Below are 17,238 nucleotides of genomic sequence, written 5' to 3' on the forward strand. Positions count from 1 at the left end.
CGGATCAGCTGCCGACGAGTCCCACCTCGTAGGCCAGGATGACCGCCTGCACCCGGTCGCGCAGCCCGAGCTTGTGCAGGATTCGCCCGACGTGGGTTTTCACCGTCGATTCGGAGAGAAAGAAGCGTTCGGCAAGTTCGGTGTTGGAGAGCCCCTCGGCGATGGCCAGAAAAACCTCGGTTTCACGGTCGGTGAGCGCCGCGAGCGTCGTGGCGCTGGAAGCTCCTCCCGTCTCGGGCTGCGGCAATTTGGTGCCGAACAGGTCTAGCAGGCGCCGGGTCACCCGCGGTGAAACGGATGCCTCACCCGAGACCACCGTGCGGATCGCGGCGATCAGCTCCCCGGGTTCGGCGTTTTTCAGCAGGAAGCCGCTGGCACCGGCGCGCAGACCACCGAAGGCGTACTCGTCGAGGTCGAAGGTGGTGAGGATGATGATGCGGGTCTCCGGCTGGGCTGCCATGATCTGCCGGGTCGCCTCGATGCCGTCGACGCCGGGCATGCGCACGTCCATCAGGACCACGTCGGGATTCAGCCTGGCTGCGAGGGCGATCGCCTGCGCGCCATCGCTCGCTTCGCCGACGACGGTGAAGTCGTCTTCGGCCTCAAGGACCATGCGAAAACCCACGCGCAACAGGGCCTGGTCATCGACCAGCAGTATAGTGATCGGTGCGGAACGGGGAGTCATTGTTCGTCCTCAAAGTTCAGGGTCGCGTGTACGCGCCAGCCGTCGCGGAGTCCCGGCGCTGCCTCAAAGGTTCCGCCGTAGATCGCCACACGTTCCTGCATTCCGATCAGACCGCGCCCGAAGCCGCGTTCGCTCGCCACTGCCACATGTCGCCCATTGTCGCTGATCGTGACCTGGGCGGCACCGGGCGAAGACTGCAGGCGCACGACCACTCGGGTCGGAGTGTCCGCATAGCGCAGCACGTTGGTCAGTGACTCCTGGATGAGCCGAAAAATCGTCAGCTGCACGCCCGCATTGCTCGGCACACGCCCGCTGCGCTCCAGAACAACGGGAAGCCCGGTCGACCGAAACGATTCCACGAGGTCGGCCAGCTGGTCGATGCCCGGCTGCGGAGCACGCGGGGCCGGGTCGGTGTCCACCTCGAGCACCCCGAGTAGCCGGCGCATCTCGGACATGGACCGGCGCCCAGTGGCCGCGACGTCGAGCATCGCCGCGCGGGATCGCTCCACGTCTTTGGGGGCGATGGCGTGAGCACCGTCGGCGAGCGCCACCATGACCGAGAGGCTGTGGGCGACCACATCGTGCATTTCGCCGGCGATTCGGGCACGTTCGGAGATGCGGGAGAGCTGCGCCTGCTGGTCGCGTTCGCGGGTCAGCTGCGCGGCCAGGTCCAGCAGCGACGAGACGTAGCGCTTGCTGTTGCCCATATTGACGCCGACCAGGGTCGCGGCGAGCAGCATGATCGCCACCTGGACCGCGACCGGAATCCAGGGAACCTCGTCGGGATTGTCGGTGAGCCAGGCGGCCAGTCCGGCCAGCAGAACGGATGCGCTGAAACCGGTCCACGCGCTGCGCACGTCCGAATACACCGCGACCGCGTAGAGCGCCAGGAGCTGGGCGATGAGGTGCACTTCGCCGTAGTCGGCGAAGGTGAGCAGGCCGATCCAGGTCAGGGCCAGGACGAGCCGCGGCATCCGTCGGCGAAAGAACAGTGCGACGGCCAGCAGCAGCATGATGCCGGCATTGAGCAACGCGTCCGGGAGCGGAGCCGGGTCATCGTCGAGCAGGTTGAGCACCAGGGTGAGCACCATCGGAACGACGTAGATCGCCGCGACGAGGCCGTCGGCCAGGTGGGGATGCCTGGTCCAGAAACGCCGCACAATTCCGGGCGGGGTGGGCAGGCGCACCTCTCCCCCCGGCGCCAGAGTGCGCCCGGGGGGAGAGGTGGTGGTGCTCATCTATCGACTCTACGGGTCGTGGCGGGTCACGCGTCCCGGCGCTTGAGCAGCAGCGCTGCAACGCCGAGGCTCACGACCACCCAGGCGAGCACGATCAGGAAGCCCTGCCAGGATTCCATGGCGTTCGGGGTGATCATCGTCGCACCGGCCACGGTGAAGAGGTAGGGCATGATGTCGGCGATCCACTCAACGAACATCGACAGCACGGCCAACACCGTCGGCAGGAGCAGGGTGATTCCGAGCACCGTGGCAATGCCGCCGGCGCTGCTGCGCAGAATCGTGCCGATGCCGAGGGCGAACACGGCGATGATCGCGAGGAACAGCGCGTTACCGAGCAGCGGCAAAAACACCTCGGTGTCGAACAGGCTCGCACTCAGGTCCTTGGCGCCCAGGATGGGCATGGCCACGAGGAACGATCCGACCACGCTGATCAGGCCGACCAGGAAGGTGAACCCGAATAGCACGACGACCTTGGCCCAGAGTGCGGGCAGACGATTGGGCACCGCGGTCAGCGTCGACTTGATCATGCCACTGGAGTACTCGCCGCTGATCGAGAGCACGCCGAGGACAGCGACAATCAGCTGGCCAAGTCCGAGACCGGTCGTGGAGACGAGCACGAACATTTGCGCACTCTCCACGGCCATGGGGGCACCGGTGGTCGGATCGAATCCGGCCGTTGACGCCGACATGGCGAACGACATCAGCACGGCGATGCCGAGCGAGACCACGACAACGAGCGAGAGCGTCCAGTAGGTGGAGCGCAGGCTCCACAGCTTGATCGATTCGGAGCGGAGTAGGCCGGTGATGCTGAGCCCGGATCCGGTCGGCACTAAGGAGGTGCGGGCTGCGGACTGCTGGACGGGGTTGGTCAGGGTGCTCATCGGGCGACCTCCGCTTCGGTGTGAGAGGACGCATCACCGGTGCGATACTCCACCTCGTTCTGGGTGAGTTTCATGTAGGCGTCCTCGAGCGAGGCGCTCACCGCGGAGAGTTCGTGCAGAGAGATTTGGGCATCGGCGGCGCGGTCGCCGATCTCGTTGACGGTCAGTCCGCTGATCTCGAGCACGTCCTGCTCGATGTTGGTGATGGTCACATCCGGCTGGGCGAGCAGAGTGGCCAGAGCTGCGGTATGCGGAGTGCGCACGCGAACCGTGTTCTGCGCGGCTGAGGCGATAATGTCGGCGACCGAGGCATCCGCTACCACCCGACCTCGACCGAGCACGATGATGTGGTCAGCGGTGAGGGCCATCTCACTCATGAGGTGGGAAGAGAGCAGCACGGTGCGGCCCTCGGCCGCGAGCTGTTTGGTGAGCTTGCGCACCCACTGCACGCCCTCGGGGTCGAGACCGTTGACCGGCTCGTCGAGAATGAGGGTGGCCGGGTCGCCGAGCAGCGCGGCGGCGATGCCGAGGCGCTGGCCCATGCCGAGGGAGAAGCCGCCGACGCGTTTGCGGGCGACGGATTCGAGGCCGGTGAGGTTAATCACCTCGTGTACTCGGCTGGTGGGGATGTTGTGGGTGGCGGCCATGGCGCGCAGGTGGTTGTAGGCGCTGCGTCCGGTGTGCACGGCCTTGGCGTCGAGCAGCACGCCCACTTCGCGCAGCGGCGCCTTGTGTTCGTGGTATGGCTTGCCGTTAACGATGACGGAGCCGGCGCTCGGCTTGTCCAGACCGACGATCATGCGCATGGTGGTGGACTTGCCGGCGCCGTTCGGCCCGAGAAAGCCGGTGACCTTGCCCGGCTGCACCGTGAAATCGACCGCGTCGACCGCGGTCTTGCTTCCGTAGCGCTTGGTCAGGGACTGTGCCTGGATCATGCCTGCCTCATTCCATTGATGGGTGAGGCCCCGTTTTCGTACGCTGAAGCCCCCATACCAAACGGTATGGTTTGTGGCCCCTGTGGCGCATCAACCAGAGGGATGGTTGTGCACCATCCCCGTCGTACCTGGGTACGACGGGGCCCGGCTATTTCTTGACCGGCTTTTCGGGGGTTGGCGCGGTTCCGGAGGCACGCTGGGCGGTGTAGTAGTCGCGGGCTTCATTCTGGCGCTCACGTTCGGCACCGCTCGCGATCGTGGCTCGGAGGTGGTCCTGCGAGTAGCCGAACGCGTCGACGAGGTCCTGGGCGTGCGGGCGAATGCGGGCGATCAGCCGATCGATGTAGGCGGTGACGGCCTGGGCGCGCTGGGCGGAGAGCCGGCCGTGGATGAGGTACCAGGCCAGGTTCTTCTCGACCAGGCCGAGGCCGAACAGGTCGCGCAGCCAGGTGAGTACCTGCTTGGTGCCGGCGTCGTCGGTGTGCTCGAGGGCACGGGTGAACGATTCCCACTGCAGCAGTTCGCCGTGGGCACGGGCAGCTTCGATGAGCTCGTTCTGGTGCGCGTTGAACAGGTCGGCCGCCTGCTTCTTGGGCAGCTTGGTGGCGCCGCGCAGCTTTCCGGCCACCTCGGCGATCATGCTCTCGACCCGGTCGGTGAGCAGTTCCCGCTGCACGTCGGCATCGCGCAAGGCCCCGACGGAACGAGCCGTCGAACCCCGGTCGGCTACGGCCTGCGCGAGGGTGCGTAGTCCGGTGCCGTGGTAAGCGCGACCGGCGGCGTGCTGCACGACGTAGCGGGCGAGGGCGCCGGCATCCGCTGTGGCGAATTTGCGGCTGTAATCGGTGAGTAGACGCTTGGCGACGAGCTGCAGCAGCACGTTGTTGTCGCCCTCGAAGGTTGCAAAGATGTCCAGGTCGGCGCGCAGCCCCACCAGGCGATTCTCGGCCAGGAAGCCAGCACCGCCGCAAGCCTCGCGAGCTTCCTGCAGAGTGTCGAGCGCGTGCCAGGTGGAAAGTGGCTTGAGCGCCGCGGCGAGGGTTTCAAGGTCCTGCCGGTCGTCGTCGGTGTCGGCCTTGCCACTGAACACCTCGTCGAACTTCACCAGGAACTCGTCGTGCGCGAAGGTCTGCGCGTAGGTCGTGGCGAGGCGCGGAAACAACCGGCGCTGGTGCCGCTGGTAGTCGAGGATGACCTCTTCATCGGTGTCGCTGCCCGCGGTGAACTGACGACGCTGGCTCCCATAGGTGATCGCGATGGTCAGCGCCAAAGCGGATGCCGCGGTGGCGGCCCCGTCGAGCGACACGCGACCCTGCACCAGCGTTCCCAGCATGGTGAAGAAGCGGCGGCCGGGGCTTCCAATCGGGCTGGAGTAGACGCCGTCTTCTGCAACGTCGCCGTACCGGTTGAGCAGATTTTCGCGCGGGACACGCACGTTGTCGAAGTGCAGCCGACCGTTGTCGATGCCGTTGAGTCCGCCCTTGAGACCGTCGTCTTCGCCGCCGACGCCGGGCAGATAGTCACCGTGCTCGTCGCGAATGGGCAGATAGAAGGCGTGCACGCCGTGATTGACGCCCTGGGTGATGAGCTGGGCGAACAGCACGGCCGCGATACCGTCCTTCGCGGCGTTGCCGAGGTAGTCCTTCCAGGCGGCGCGAAACGGGGTGTTGATGACGAACTCGCCGGTGGCCGCGTCGAAGGTTGCGGTGGTGCCGATGCTCGCGACGTCGGAGCCGTGCCCGATCTCCGTCATGGCGAACGCACCGGGAACGCTTAGGTCCATGATGCCGGGGAGGTACTTGTCGTGGTGCGGCTTGGTGCCGAGGTGCAGCACGGCAGCGCCGAAGAGCCCCCACTGCACTCCGCCCTTGATCTGAAGGCTCGGGTCGGCGATGACGAGTTCTTCGAAGCCGGCGATGTTTCCACCGTGGTCGTCCTGCCCGCCAAGGTGCTTGGGGAAGGCGCGCAGCACGTGGCCGTTGGCGGCGAGCACCTTGAGCTGTTCGAGCACGCGCAGGCGGTGGTCGGCCATCGAGAGGCCTTCAATGCGCTGCATGTCGGGGCGGGCGGTCACCTCGCGTGCCTTCAGCCGCACGTCGGCCCAGGTGCCGAGCAGTTGTCGTCCGAGTTGTTCGACGTTGACCACGGGGTCGGCATCGTCGCCGATGGATTTGATGGGGCCGGTATCGACGCCGACCTCAAGGCTGGGGTCGATCGTCACCGATCGGATGTTGGAGCGCTGGGCCGTGGCTACCATCATTGGTCCTAACTGATCGCACGAAAGTGGTGATCGCCACGTTAGAACCACATGGTGCGGTCGCGAAATGCGCGGTGCGGGGGCCACAACGATATATGCCGTCTACGGCATTCGTTTTGTAGGATCAGTACAACTGCAAGCTGCGTGGACTGTGATCCCCCACAAGCAAGGTGGTCAGGCGGAGGCGGCGACGACCTCGAGCAGGGCCTCGCCGTAGGCTTCGAGCTTCTTGGCACCGATGCCTGTGATGCCGTCGAGCCCGGCGAGGGTGGTGGGGCCAGCCGCGGCGACGGCGATCAGGGTGGCGTCGCCGAACACGATGTAGGCGGGCACGCCCTGCTCCTTCGACTCCGCCGAGCGCCAAACCCGCAGCGCTTCGAACAGGGTCTCCTGCATGCGGCTGAGGTCGGCGGCAGCGACCTTGGCGGCGCTCGGGCGGCGGGCCGCGCTTGAGCGCGCGGGGCGGTCGGGTTCGCGCCGCAACTGCACGTCCCGACGGCCGCCGAGAACGTCGGCGGCGGCATCCGTCAGAATGAGGGTGCCGTACTCGCCGGACGTGGCGAGCAGACCCTGGGCGAGCATCTGGCGCACGACGCCGCGCCAGGCCTGGTCACTGAGGTCGGCGCCCAGGCCCCAGGTACTCAGTTCGGTGTGCCGATACTGGGTCGCGCGAGGGGTTTCCTTGCCACGGAGGATGTCGATGAGGTGGCCGGCGCCGAACTTCTGGCTACGCTCGCGGTGCAGGCGCACGATGGTGGAGAGCAGTTTCTGGGCGGGGATAGTGCCGTCCCAGGCCTCCGGTGGCTCGAGGCACGTGTCGCAGTTGCCACAGGGCTCACTGGTCTGGCCGAAGTAGCGCAGCAGATTGACGCGGCGGCAGTGCACGGTTTCGCACAGGGCAAGCATGGCGTCGAGATGGGCGGACAGTTTGCGCCGATGGCTGAGATCGCCGGGCGACTCGTCGATCATGCGGCGCTGCTGCACCACGTCTTGCAGGCCGTAGGCGAGCCAGGCCGTGGCCGGTGCGCCGTCGCGTCCGGCGCGACCGGTCTCCTGGTAGTAGCCCTCGACCGATTTGGGCAGGTCGATGTGGGCGACGAAGCGCACGTCCGGCTTATCGATTCCCATGCCGAACGCGATCGTGGCGACGATGACGACGCCCTCCTCGCGGAGGAACCGGGACTGAGTGCGGGCGCGCAGGCCGGCATCGAGCCCGGCGTGATAGGGCAGGGCGTTCACACCGTTCTGACGCAAAAACTCTGCCGTCTGGTCGACGGTTTTACGGCTGAGCGCGTAGACGATTCCGGCGTCACCGGGGTGCTCGGTCTTCAGGAAGGACAGCAGTTGCTTGCGTACCTCGGACTTGCCGACGATGCGGTACTGAATATTGGGCCGGTCGAAGCTCGCCACGAAGTGTTTCGCATCGCCCATCTGCAGGCGGGTGGTGATCTCCTGATGGGTGGCATCCGTCGCGGTGGCAGTGAGGGCGATGCGCGGAACGTCGGGCCAGCGGTCGGCGAGTTCGCTGAGCGCGAGGTAGTCCGGCCGAAAATCGTGGCCCCACTGCGACACGCAGTGGGCCTCATCGATGGCGAACAGGGCGATGGTTCCACGGTCGAGCAGCCGCTTGGTGGACTCGTTGGAGAGGCGCTCGGGGGCGACGTAGAGCAGGTCGAGGTCGCCGTTGAGGTAGTCGCGTTCCACCTGGCTGCGGGTGGCGGAATCCTGGCTGGAGTTGAGGAATTCGGCGCGCACACCGACCGCCGTGAGGGCATCGACCTGGTCCTGCATCAGGGCGATCAGCGGCGAGACGACGATGCCGGTGCCAGCCCGCACGAGCGCGGGAATTTGGTAGCAGAGGCTCTTGCCGCCGCCGGTTGGCATGAGCACAACGGCGTCCTTGCCGTCGACGACCTGCGCGATAATTTCGGCCTGATCGCCGCGGAACGTGTCGTAGCCAAACACGGTGTGCAGGGCTTCGGCCGCGGTCTTGAACTTCCGGGTCGCGGCGCGCACAGGTACAGCGGCGCGGGCTGCGGGGCCGTTGGCTTGATTCAAAGCGGATGCTGCACCCGAGTAGGCCGGCTGCCGCTGGAACTGCTGGTCGCCGAACTGCCGGTCCGCCTCGGGCGGCGGTGCGTCGTAGTCGTCGGGGGCGTCGAAATCACTCGGGCCGTCGAATTCACTCGGTACAGCAACGTCGCGGGGTGGTTCAACGTCGTCAGGGTTCCCGGGCAGCTCAGCGTTCCAACTCACCTGCCTAACTGTACCCGGGGCCCCTGACACGTAGCCCCGCGCGCCAACACCCCCGCGAGAGGTTGAAGTGCGGGGAGGGCGGGCGGGCGAAAGCTAGCGGCGGCGCTTGCGGCGCAGGAGGAGAAGCAGGGCTGCTGCTCCGGCCAGGACCACAGCGCCGAGGATCCCCCCGATCCAGGCAGGGGTACTGTCGCCAGCAGCATCAGTCGAGCCGAGGTTTGCGGGGGGCGAGGTCGCGGCATCCGTCGTGACGGCATCCGCTTTCGTGCCGCAGGCTGGAGCCGTGACGGCCCCGTCGGCGAGCACCTGGTCGGCGGCCGGCTGCCAGTCGAAGGTGTACTCGTCGGAGATGGGGTGGCCGTCAGTCGAGACCGTCTGCCAGATCACCGTGTACTGCCCGGCGGCGCCGAGCTGCGCTGTCGTTTCGACTGTGGCACCGGAGACAGTGCCGCACCCGTCGCCATAGAAGAGCGGCGCGTCGGCCGGGCCGGTCACGACCATGGCGCTGCCGGCGCCGGATCCACCGAGATCGAGGAGCAGATCGCTCGTGGTGACCGAGAATTCACCGGGCTGCTCGGTCACGACCGAGCCGCCCTCCGGTGAGGAACCAATCTCGTCGTTGTGGGCCGACGCCGGGGCCATGCCCCAGCCGAGCGCCAGGGCGATAACGGCGGCCGCGAACAGAGTGCGAGCGGTCGTGGCAGCAGATTTAGGGGTCGTGACCTTCATGATTGTCCTTAAACGTGGGATGCCCGCGCTACTCGAACAGTGCAGGGCAATGCCTCGGCTACTCATTCGGTGCGGCGGGAAAAATGGTCTGGTTGCGGTTTAGGCTGCGAGAGCGAAAACCGGCGGGCCACGATGGCGCATAGCCGACAGCACCAGAACCAGATCGCGCGGGGTGAGCACCGGCGCGACGTTCCCAATGCGCTGCGGGGCCGCCACCGGCACGGCCAGTTGCGCGGGCACGAACAGCGTGCGGATGCCGAGGCGAACGTTTTCGACGAGACTCCAGAACGCGCGTTCGGCGAAACGCAGCGCCAGAATCGTGACGATCGCGGCCCCAAAGTGGGCGAGCCACATGGCCGCGCCATCGTGTGGGACGTGGGCGGTCGCGCCCATGACCATCGGGTCGATCAGACCGGGCAGTGCAGCGTGCTGATGGGTGGCCGCGGCGGCGATGGCGTCAGCTCCGAGCATGCCTCCGGTTGCCCCAAGCGAAAACAGTCCGTGAAAGATGATCTGGCTGACCAGCACCGACACGGCACCGCGCCAGAACGACAGGGTGCGACCGGCGAGTGCAACGCAGACCATTCCGGCGAAGGCGAGCGACACGACGACGACCAGGAGGCTCGGCGCCGAGCCGCCACCCAGGGTGTGCGACAGGGCGGCGACAAAGGTTGAGAACGCGGCGACGATCCAGCCACGCGCGAAGCGGGCCCAGCGTGTGTGCATTTGGTCCCTCTCCGGTCTCCTTCACAGTAGCCGACCGTCCTTGGAGAGGGGCGATGCACTCGAGTCCCTGGACCACGATCAACGCGAAGAGATCCCGCCCGAATTGGCCGCAATCCCAGCTGGGGACGGGTCAGGCGCGGCCGGTGAATGCGGGCTTGCGCTTCTCCTGGAACGCGGCGAAGCCCTCGCGGTAGTCGCCGGTGGCGCACAGCGCGGCCTGGGCTGCGGTTTCGTCGCTCATGCTCTGCCAGAGTCCGAGGCGTTCGTCTCGCAGTGACTGCACGAGCGCTTTGCTCGCGAGAAAGGCCTGCGTTGCACCGGATGCCGCGCGAGCGGCCGCCTGCACGGTCACCTCGGTCAGCTCCGCGGCCGGAAAGACCTGGCTGAACAGGCCGCCCGCGACGGCCTCAGCCCCCGACATGAGCCGGCCGCTGTAGATCAGGTCGAGGGTGCGGTGGGCGCCGAGCCGTTCCACGAACAGGGCGTGTCCACCCGAGTCGAGCGTGGCGCCGAGGTTCGCAAACGGCGAGCCGATCTTGGCGGTGTCGGCGACGTAGACAACGTCGGTCGCGATGAGCAGACCGAGTCCGACGCCAAGGCAGGCGCCGTGGGCGGCCGCGAAGGTCGGTGCCGGAAACCGGCTCATGCGCTCCAGCAGCGGAGTGACGAGATCACCGAGGTAGCCGAGCACATCGTCGGTGCGCGGATCGACCGCAGAAATGTCCCGGCCGGCGCAGAAGGCCCGTCCCTCGCCGCTCAGTACCAAGGCGCGCACGCCGGCCCGCTCGGCCGTTTGGTAAGCCGCGTCGAGTTCCACGATCGCGGCCGCATCGAGGGCGTTGAGCTTGTCGGGCGCGTTTAGCACCACGTGGGCGACGTCGTTGTCTATTGAGATGTCAATCACGTACATCCGCTTTCTAAACGTCATAGTCGACGACGACGGTGTCGGTGGTCGGGTGCGACTGGCAGGTCAGAACATAGCCGCGGGCGAGTTCTTCGGGCTCGAGCGCGTAATTCTCGGTCATGGTGACGTCACCGCTGACCAGTTTGGCGCGGCAGGTGCCGCAGACTCCGCCGGCGCAGGCGAACGGCACGTCGGGCCGCACCCGCAGGGCGGCGTTCAAGATGCTCTCGTTCGCATTGACCGGCGTCGTGACCGTGTTGCTCTGGCCGTCGAGGGTGAACTCGATCTGGAACGTCTTGTCACCGGTGCCGATGATGACCGGCCGGCCGCGATCGCCGTTGGCCGCCGAGGGCTCCCCGGTGGTGAACAGTTCGAAACGTACGTGCGCGCGGTCGACGCCGGTGCTTTCGAGCGTGTCACGGCACAGCTGCACGAGTTCGAAGGGGCCGCACAGAAACCACTCATCGACGGTGGCCGGGCGCAGAATGGTGTCGAGCATGCGCCGAAACTTCTCTTCGTCGATGCGGCCGGAGAGCAACGAGGACGAGCGCTGCTCGCGGGAGAGCACGTGGTAGAGCGCGAGGCGGGCCGGGTAGCGGTCCTTGAGCTCGGCCAGTTCGTCGAGGAACATCACGTCGAGCGCGGTGCGGTTGGTGTACACGAGGGTGAACATCGAGGTGTCAGAAGCGGCGAGAACGGTGTGCGCGAGGGCCATCAGCGGGGTGATCCCCGAACCGGCGGCCACGCCGACGACGTGTTTGTGATCGAGATTGCGCAGGTTTGAGGTGAAGCTGCCCTGCGGGCTCATCACGTCGAGTTTGTCGCCGGCGTGCAACTCGCTGTTGGCCCAGGTGGAGAACGCACCGCCGAGGTCGCGCTTGATCGCAACGCTGATTTGGCCGGATGCCTCTGGCCGGCAGATCGAATAGCTGCGGCGCAGTTCCTGGCCGTCGATCGTGGCGCGCAGGGCGAGGTGCTGGCCGGGCAGGTAGCCGAACGCGCCCTGGAGCTTGGGCGGAACGGTGAAGGTGACCTCGACGCTGTCCGCGGTGAGCGGGCGTACTTCGGCCACGGTCAGGGTGTGGAAGCGCGCGCGGTGCTTGACCGGCGCCAGGGTGGTGGCGCCCTCGTTCGTGGATTCGAGACGTGTTGCAGCCATTAGAGCACCTTGAAGTAGTCGAACGGCTCGAGGCAATCTCGGCATTCGTAGAGGGACTTGCAGGAGGTGGAGCCGAAGTGCGCGAGCTCGCGGGTGTTCAGCGAGGAACAGCGCGGGCATTTCACGGCCATTTTCAGGCGGATTGGGCCGGCCGGACCGGATCCACGTACGGTCGCATGCCCGGTCGGAGCCGCGATGCCATACTCGCGGAGCTTGTTCTGGCCGATCTCGCTCATCCAGTCGGTGGTCCACGCCGGGCTGAGCACCAGCCGAACCGAGACGTTCTCGTACCCGGCGCTCGTGAGCACCGCGAGAACGTCATCGCGCATGGCGTCCATCGCGGGGCATCCGCTATAGGTCGGGGTCAGAGTGACCGCGACTGCCTGGGTACCGTCGGCGTCACTGGTGACGTTGACCGAGCGCAGCACGCCGAGGTCTTCGATGGTGACCACCGGAATCTCGGGGTCGACGACCTGGGCGGCGATGGTCCAGGCGGCCAGCGAGGCCGCGTCGGTGGGACGCGGGCGGGCGACAGCTTCGTGCGTCTGGGTAGTCACCAGGACGCTCCGGGGTGGGCGCGGGTGAGTACCTGCATTTCGGCGAGAAGAAAGGCGAGGTGTTCGGAGTGCTTGCCGGTGCGGCCACCGCCGGAGGCGACGAATCCCACCGGAATGTCGAGTTCGGCTTCGGCGAGCACCGGCGCGATCGCGGAGTCGAACGCGGGGCGCAGGCTCGACGGGCGAACCGCGATTCCCTCGAGGCGGTCGATGAGCGGGTCGTCGCGAAAGATCTCTTCGACGTAGGGCCACAGGTCGGAAAGGGCGGTGATCATGCGGCGGCGCGATTCGTCGGTGCCCTGCGCGAGGCGCAGCACCCACTGGGTGGAGTGGTCGCGGTGGTAGTCGACCTCTTTCACCGCCTTGGCGGCGATCGCGGCGAGGGTTGCGTCAGCGGATGCCCGCAGCCGGCTGTACAGCTCGAACAGGTAGTGGGACACGACGAACTGGCGCGCGATCGTGTGCGCGAAGTCACCGTTGGGCTGCTCGACAATGTGCAGCGAACGAAAATCGGGCTCGGTGCGCCAGTAGGCGAGGTCGTCTTCGCTGCGGTCCGTGGCGGTGCCGGCGTAGTGCAGCAGGGACCGGGCGTGCCCGATCAGGTCGAGGGCGACGTTGCCGAGGGCGACATCTTCTTCGAGTTCGGGAGCGCGGGAGATCCAGGCGCCGAGTTGCTGGGCCAGGACGAGTGAGTCGTCACCGAGCCACAGTGCGTATTCCGCGATGTCGGCTGTGGCGACGGACGGGCCCTCGATCAGCTCGGCGTCGAGGGTGGTGACTTCGACGGCGACGTGGCCGTGAACATCCGCTTCGGCCCTGTCATTGTTCGCAGTGTCGTCACTCACAGGTGTTTCACTCCCTCGCTCTTCGAGTAGTAGCTCGCGTGGCGGTAGTTCTTGCCGGCGGGCGATTCGAAGAAGGCACCCTTGGCGTCGGGGTCACTCGTGGTGATAGCGGCGGCGGGTACGACCCAGACCGAGACGCCCTCGCTGCGACGGGTGTAGAGGTCGCGGGCGTTGCGCACGGCGAGGGTCTCGTCGGGGGCGTGCAGCGAGCCGACGTGCACATGGCTGAGGCCCCGGTTGGAGCGCACGAAGACCTCCCAGAGGGGCCAGATTTCTGCGGCTGAGTCGCCGGGAGTGGTCATGAGGCTGCCATTTCTTCAGTTCGTGCGGACTGTTTACGTGCATAAGCTGCGGCTGCTTCGCGCACCCATTGGCCCTCGTCGTGGGCGTCGCGACGGCGCTGCAGGCGCTGGGCGTTGTTCGGGCCGCGTCCGGCGAGTACCTCGTGGAACTCGGTCCAGTCGATCACGCCGAGATCCCACTGCTGGGTTTCTTCGTTGAGGTGCAGGTCGGGGTCCGGCAGGGTTACGCCGAGCACGGCCGCCTGCGGAACGAGCATATTCACGAAGCGCTGACGCAGCTCGTCGTTGGAGTGACGCTTGATCTTCCAGGCCATCGACTGCGCTGAGTTGGGCGAGTCATCATCGGGCGGGCCGAACATCATCAGCGCGGGCCAGTACCAGCGATTGACCGAATCCTGGGCCATTTGGCGCTGGTCGTCGGTGCCCTGCATGAGCTCGAGCAGAATCTCGAAACCCTGGCGCTGATGAAAAGATTCTTCCTTACAAATGCGCACCATCGCGCGGCCGTAAGGGCCGTAGCTTGCCCGGCACAGCGGCACCTGATTGCAGATGGCAGCGCCATCGACGAGCCAGCCGATCGAACCCATGTCAGCCCAGCTCGGGGTCGGGTAGTTGAAGATCGAGGAGTAGCGCGCCTTGCCGGCGATGAGGGCATCCGTCATGTCATCGCGGGTAGCGCCGAGGGTCTGCGCGGCGGAATAGAGGTAAAGGCCGTGGCCGGCTTCGTCTTGCACCTTGGCCATCAGGATGGCCTTGCGCTTGAGGCTCGGGGCGCGGGTGATCCAGTTGGACTCGGGCTGCATGCCGATGATTTCGGAGTGCGCGTGCTGTGAGATCTGGCGCACGAGCGACTTGCGGTAGCCCTCGGGCATCCAATCGCGCGGCTCAATGCGCGAATCGGCTTCAATCAGATCGTTGAACTGCTGTTCTTCGACACTGATTGCGGCGGGGACGCTCATATCGGGCGTGATGGTGCTTGTCATCATCGGCTCCTGGTCTGCGTTGACTGCGGTGGTCGGATCTTTATCGTGTACAAGCTGGCGGCGCTAAGGTAATGCACGTCGAGAATATTGCGCACTGAACGGCATTCTATTACCAACCGATCGTTCAGTTAGTATATAGTCTCATTATTGGGCGGGCAACCCCCGCTTAAACGGCAACTCAACGAGGAGATCCGAATGACCCAAGCAGCATCCGCCGGCAGCCAGGCCATGATGCAGCGCGACCGGGCATCCGCTTCTCTCGGAATGATCGTGCACCGTAACGAGCCGGGCCACTCGGTGGTCTCGATGGTGGTGCGCGACGACATGCTCAATGGTTTCGATGTCACCCACGGCGGTTTCATCTTCGCTCTCGCCGACACGGCCTTCGCCATCGCCTGCAACGACTCGCATCACGTTACGCTCGCCGCCGGCGCCGACATCACCTTTCTGAAGCCGACCACGAGCGGCCAGAACCTGACCGCAACCGCGCTGTTGCGGGTCAAGAGCGGCCGAAGCGGCATCTACGACGTGCGGGTGGCCATCGACGGAGACGTCACGGTCGCCGAATTCCGCGGCCGAAGCCGCACCACCAACTTGCCCGTTCCCGCTCGCAACTACCTCTAACCTTTCCGGAAGGCACCATGTCAACGCTGACCAAGACCCGTCTGCACGCACCGGCACTCGAGGAGCTCGACGCAGCAGAACGCCTGGACCGCGACGAGATTCGCGCGCTGCAACTGATTCGCCTCAAGCACACCGTGCGGCACGCATATCAGAACGTACCTCTCTATACGCGCAAATTTGATGCGGTCGGTGTGCACCCGGACGACATTCGTACCCTCGAAGACGTCGCGTTGCTGCCATTCACGACCAAGGAAGACCTGCGGATCTCGTACCCGTTCGGCATGTTTGCGGTACCGATGCACCAGGTCGCACGCATTCACACCTCGTCGGGCACGACCGGCCTGCCGACCGTGGTCGGTTACACCAAGAATGACCTCGCGATGTGGGCGGGACTGGTCGCCCGCAGCCTGCGCGCCTCGGGTGTGCGCCCCGGCATGAAGGTGCACAACGCCTACGGCTACGGACTGTTCACCGGGGGACTGGGCGCCCACGCCGGCATCGAAGCACTCGGTGCCTGCGCCATTCCCATGTCGGGCGGACAGACCAATAAGCAGGTGCAGATGATCACCGACTTCGAGCCCGACATCATTCTGTCAACGCCGAGTTACCTCCTCACGATCACCGATGCCATGGTGGCCGCCGGCCTCGACCCGCGCCGTTCCAGTCTCAAAGCCGGCGTGCTCGGTGCCGAACCGTGGACCAACCAGATGCGGCTCGAGCTGGAAGACCGTCTCGACTTCGACGCACTCGACATCTACGGCCTCAGCGAAGTCATGGGCCCGGGGGTCGGTAATGAGTGCATCGAGTCCAAAGACGGCCCGCATCTCTGGGAAGATCACTTTCTGCCGGAGATCATCAATGGTGACACCGGACAGGGCCTGCCTGACGGTGAAACGGGTGAACTCGTGTTCACGTCGCTGACCAAGGAGGCATTTCCGGTCATTCGCTATCGCACCAGAGACCTGACCCGATTGCTTCCCGGTACCGCTCGACCAGGTATGCGCCGGATGGAGAAGATCACCGGTCGCAACGACGACATGATCATTCTGCGCGGGGTCAACCTTTTTCCGACCCAGATCGAAGAGATCGTGCTCGGCATCGAGCACCTCACGCCGCATTTCGTGCTAGAACTGACCCGACCCTCCCGCATGGACGAATTGACCGTGCGTATTGAACGGCACGAGCACTCCACCGATACGGAGTCAACGGTCGCCCGCGCCCTCCTCATTGCCCTGATCAAGGACCGGATCGGCTCGAGCGTCAATGTACTCATCGTCGAACCCGGAACCCTGGAGCGCAGCACCGGAAAGCACAAGCGCGTGTACGACCTGCGCTAGTTTGTCGTGTCCGGACCGCGTGCGTGAGAGACTCAAGACCTATGTCTGACGTACACACCCCCAAGCGCGGGCGCCCCGGCTACGACCAGCGCGCCATCCTCGAGATCGCCGTCACCGCGTTCAATGAATTCGGTTACGACGCCACCTCGATGGGAGTGCTCGCGACACGCCTCGCCCTGTCGAAAGCGGCCATCTACCACCACTTCTCCTCCAAGGATGAAGTGCTGCAGCTCGCCCTCGACGAGGCGCTGAATGGTCTCGAGGGAGTCTTGCTTGAGTCCGGAGCGCTGACCGGAAGCGCTATCGACCGCCTGGCCTACGTGCTGCGCGGTGCCGTTCAAGTTCTCACGTCGCGGCTTCCCTACGTCACATTACTGCTCCGCGTGCGCGGCAATACCGAGGTCGAGCGGCTGGCTCTCACGCGCCGTCGGGCCTTCGACCGCGCCGTCTCGGCCCTGGTCATCGAGGCCAGCGATGCAGGTTCACTCCGCAGCGACATCGATCCCCGCATCGTCACGCGCCTACTGTTCGGCATGGTCAACTCCATCGCCGAATGGTATCGCCCCGAAGGTCCAGAGGGTGCCGCCCAGCTCGCCGACGACGTCCTGGCCGTAGCCCTGGACGGCCTCCGCCGCCGCTAGCTATTAGATAGCAAAGGCCACGCACTTCTGTGCGTGCCCTTCTCTCCATCGTTGTCCTGGGTTAACGCAAAAAGGCCACCCTTGCGGGTGGCCTTTTTGTTTGTTTCTAAGTTAAGTCCGGCGGTGTCTTACTCTCCCACAGGGTCCCCCCTGCAGTACCATCAGCGCTGAGAGTCTTA

The 17,238-nt window shown here is 65.8% G+C and carries 17 protein-coding genes; 3 read left to right on the forward strand and 14 right to left on the reverse strand.

The features are described 5' to 3' along the window. Positions 1-4: 4 nt before the first annotated feature. The 14 genes from E3T31_RS01460 to paaA all read right to left on the reverse strand — a co-directional run bounded on the left by E3T31_RS01460 (position 5) and on the right by paaA (position 14,457). Entirely contained in the window at positions 5-685 is a 681-nt protein-coding gene (locus E3T31_RS01460) for a response regulator transcription factor (protein WP_134467154.1), read from the reverse strand. Continuing rightward, a complete protein-coding gene (locus tag E3T31_RS01465; protein WP_134467155.1) occupies positions 682-1,923 on the reverse strand; it encodes a sensor histidine kinase in 1,242 nt (413 codons plus the stop codon). The genes E3T31_RS01460 and E3T31_RS01465 overlap by 4 nt, the downstream gene beginning before the upstream one ends. Before the next feature lie 26 nt (positions 1,924-1,949). Beyond that, a complete protein-coding gene (locus tag E3T31_RS01470; RefSeq protein ID WP_134467156.1) occupies positions 1,950-2,804 on the reverse strand; it encodes an ABC transporter permease subunit in 855 nt (284 codons plus the stop codon). Then, a complete protein-coding gene (locus E3T31_RS01475; protein WP_134467157.1) occupies positions 2,801-3,739 on the reverse strand; it encodes an ABC transporter ATP-binding protein in 939 nt (312 codons plus the stop codon). The genes E3T31_RS01470 and E3T31_RS01475 overlap by 4 nt, the downstream gene beginning before the upstream one ends. A 148-nt stretch (positions 3,740-3,887) precedes the next feature. Next, on the reverse strand, positions 3,888-5,999 hold the full coding sequence (locus E3T31_RS01480; RefSeq protein ID WP_241977486.1) for an acyl-CoA dehydrogenase: 2,112 nt from the start codon (positions 5,997-5,999) through the stop codon (positions 3,888-3,890). Between the two features lie 171 nt (positions 6,000-6,170). Next, complete coding sequence (recQ, locus tag E3T31_RS01485) at positions 6,171-8,252, reverse strand: DNA helicase RecQ (protein WP_370304175.1); 2,082 nt, start codon at positions 8,250-8,252, stop codon at positions 6,171-6,173. A gap of 93 nt (positions 8,253-8,345) precedes the next feature. Beyond that, positions 8,346-8,981: a copper resistance CopC family protein gene (locus tag E3T31_RS01490; protein ID WP_166788355.1), complete on the reverse strand. Its 636-nt coding sequence runs from the start codon at positions 8,979-8,981 to the stop codon at positions 8,346-8,348. A 99-nt stretch (positions 8,982-9,080) separates the two neighbouring features. Continuing rightward, positions 9,081-9,707, reverse strand: coding sequence for a hypothetical protein (locus E3T31_RS01495; protein WP_134467159.1), 627 nt, complete (start codon positions 9,705-9,707; stop codon positions 9,081-9,083). A 130-nt stretch (positions 9,708-9,837) separates the two neighbouring features. Further along, positions 9,838-10,611, reverse strand: a complete 774-nt coding sequence (locus E3T31_RS01500) for an enoyl-CoA hydratase/isomerase family protein (RefSeq protein WP_134467160.1) — start codon at positions 10,609-10,611, stop codon at positions 9,838-9,840. Between the two features lie 13 nt (positions 10,612-10,624). Beyond that, on the reverse strand, positions 10,625-11,770 hold the full coding sequence (paaE, locus tag E3T31_RS01505) for a 1,2-phenylacetyl-CoA epoxidase subunit PaaE (RefSeq protein WP_134467161.1): 1,146 nt from the start codon (positions 11,768-11,770) through the stop codon (positions 10,625-10,627). Further along, positions 11,770-12,327, reverse strand: coding sequence for a 1,2-phenylacetyl-CoA epoxidase subunit PaaD (gene paaD, locus E3T31_RS01510; protein WP_134467162.1), 558 nt, complete (start codon positions 12,325-12,327; stop codon positions 11,770-11,772). Before paaD ends, paaE begins: the two co-directional genes overlap by 1 nt. Further along, positions 12,324-13,172: a 1,2-phenylacetyl-CoA epoxidase subunit PaaC gene (gene paaC / locus E3T31_RS01515; protein ID WP_134467163.1), complete on the reverse strand. Its 849-nt coding sequence runs from the start codon at positions 13,170-13,172 to the stop codon at positions 12,324-12,326. The genes paaD and paaC overlap by 4 nt, the downstream gene beginning before the upstream one ends. Continuing rightward, complete coding sequence (paaB, locus tag E3T31_RS01520; RefSeq protein WP_092106867.1) at positions 13,169-13,474, reverse strand: 1,2-phenylacetyl-CoA epoxidase subunit PaaB; 306 nt, start codon at positions 13,472-13,474, stop codon at positions 13,169-13,171. Before paaB ends, paaC begins: the two co-directional genes overlap by 4 nt. Beyond that, complete coding sequence (gene paaA, locus E3T31_RS01525) at positions 13,471-14,457, reverse strand: 1,2-phenylacetyl-CoA epoxidase subunit PaaA (RefSeq protein WP_370304177.1); 987 nt, start codon at positions 14,455-14,457, stop codon at positions 13,471-13,473. The genes paaB and paaA overlap by 4 nt, the downstream gene beginning before the upstream one ends. Positions 14,458-14,652: 195 nt before the next feature. Here paaA and paaI point away from each other — a divergent pair, with 195 nt between their 5' ends. Genes paaI through E3T31_RS01540 form a run of 3 tightly spaced genes read left to right on the forward strand, consistent with a single transcriptional unit; the run spans position 14,653 to position 17,059 of the window. Continuing rightward, a complete protein-coding gene (paaI, locus tag E3T31_RS01530; protein WP_134467164.1) occupies positions 14,653-15,081 on the forward strand; it encodes a hydroxyphenylacetyl-CoA thioesterase PaaI in 429 nt (142 codons plus the stop codon). A gap of 17 nt (positions 15,082-15,098) precedes the next feature. Then, complete coding sequence (gene paaK, locus E3T31_RS01535) at positions 15,099-16,418, forward strand: phenylacetate--CoA ligase PaaK (protein ID WP_134467165.1); 1,320 nt, start codon at positions 15,099-15,101, stop codon at positions 16,416-16,418. A 41-nt stretch (positions 16,419-16,459) separates the two neighbouring features. Then, entirely contained in the window at positions 16,460-17,059 is a 600-nt protein-coding gene (locus E3T31_RS01540; RefSeq protein WP_134467166.1) for a TetR/AcrR family transcriptional regulator, read from the forward strand. The last annotated feature ends 179 nt before the right edge of the window (positions 17,060-17,238 follow it).

Source organism: Cryobacterium sp. TMS1-13-1, from assembly GCF_004403125.1.
In the GTDB taxonomy this organism is placed as follows: domain Bacteria; phylum Actinomycetota; class Actinomycetes; order Actinomycetales; family Microbacteriaceae; genus Cryobacterium; species Cryobacterium levicorallinum.

Excerpts from the sequence above, each read along its gene's own strand:
- E3T31_RS01460 (WP_134467154.1), bottom strand. The coding sequence starts at position 685 with ATGACTCCCCGTTCCGCACCGATCACTATACTGCTGGTCGATGACCAG.
- paaK (WP_134467165.1), top strand. The coding sequence starts at position 15,099 with ATGTCAACGCTGACCAAGACCCGTCTGCACGCACCGGCACTCGAGGAG.
- paaE (WP_134467161.1), bottom strand. The coding sequence starts at position 11,770 with ATGGCTGCAACACGTCTCGAATCCACGAACGAGGGCGCCACCACCCTG.
- E3T31_RS01465 (WP_134467155.1), bottom strand. The coding sequence starts at position 1,923 with ATGAGCACCACCACCTCTCCCCCCGGGCGCACTCTGGCGCCGGGGGGA.
- E3T31_RS01490 (WP_166788355.1), bottom strand. The coding sequence starts at position 8,981 with ATGAAGGTCACGACCCCTAAATCTGCTGCCACGACCGCTCGCACTCTG.
- E3T31_RS01480 (WP_241977486.1), bottom strand. The coding sequence starts at position 5,999 with ATGATGGTAGCCACGGCCCAGCGCTCCAACATCCGATCGGTGACGATC.
- paaA (WP_370304177.1), bottom strand. The coding sequence starts at position 14,457 with ATGACAAGCACCATCACGCCCGATATGAGCGTCCCCGCCGCAATCAGT.
- E3T31_RS01470 (WP_134467156.1), bottom strand. The coding sequence starts at position 2,804 with ATGAGCACCCTGACCAACCCCGTCCAGCAGTCCGCAGCCCGCACCTCC.
- E3T31_RS01475 (WP_134467157.1), bottom strand. The coding sequence starts at position 3,739 with ATGATCCAGGCACAGTCCCTGACCAAGCGCTACGGAAGCAAGACCGCG.
- paaB (WP_092106867.1), bottom strand. The coding sequence starts at position 13,474 with ATGACCACTCCCGGCGACTCAGCCGCAGAAATCTGGCCCCTCTGGGAG.
- E3T31_RS01495 (WP_134467159.1), bottom strand. The coding sequence starts at position 9,707 with ATGCACACACGCTGGGCCCGCTTCGCGCGTGGCTGGATCGTCGCCGCG.
- E3T31_RS01540 (WP_134467166.1), top strand. The coding sequence starts at position 16,460 with ATGTCTGACGTACACACCCCCAAGCGCGGGCGCCCCGGCTACGACCAG.
- paaI (WP_134467164.1), top strand. The coding sequence starts at position 14,653 with ATGACCCAAGCAGCATCCGCCGGCAGCCAGGCCATGATGCAGCGCGAC.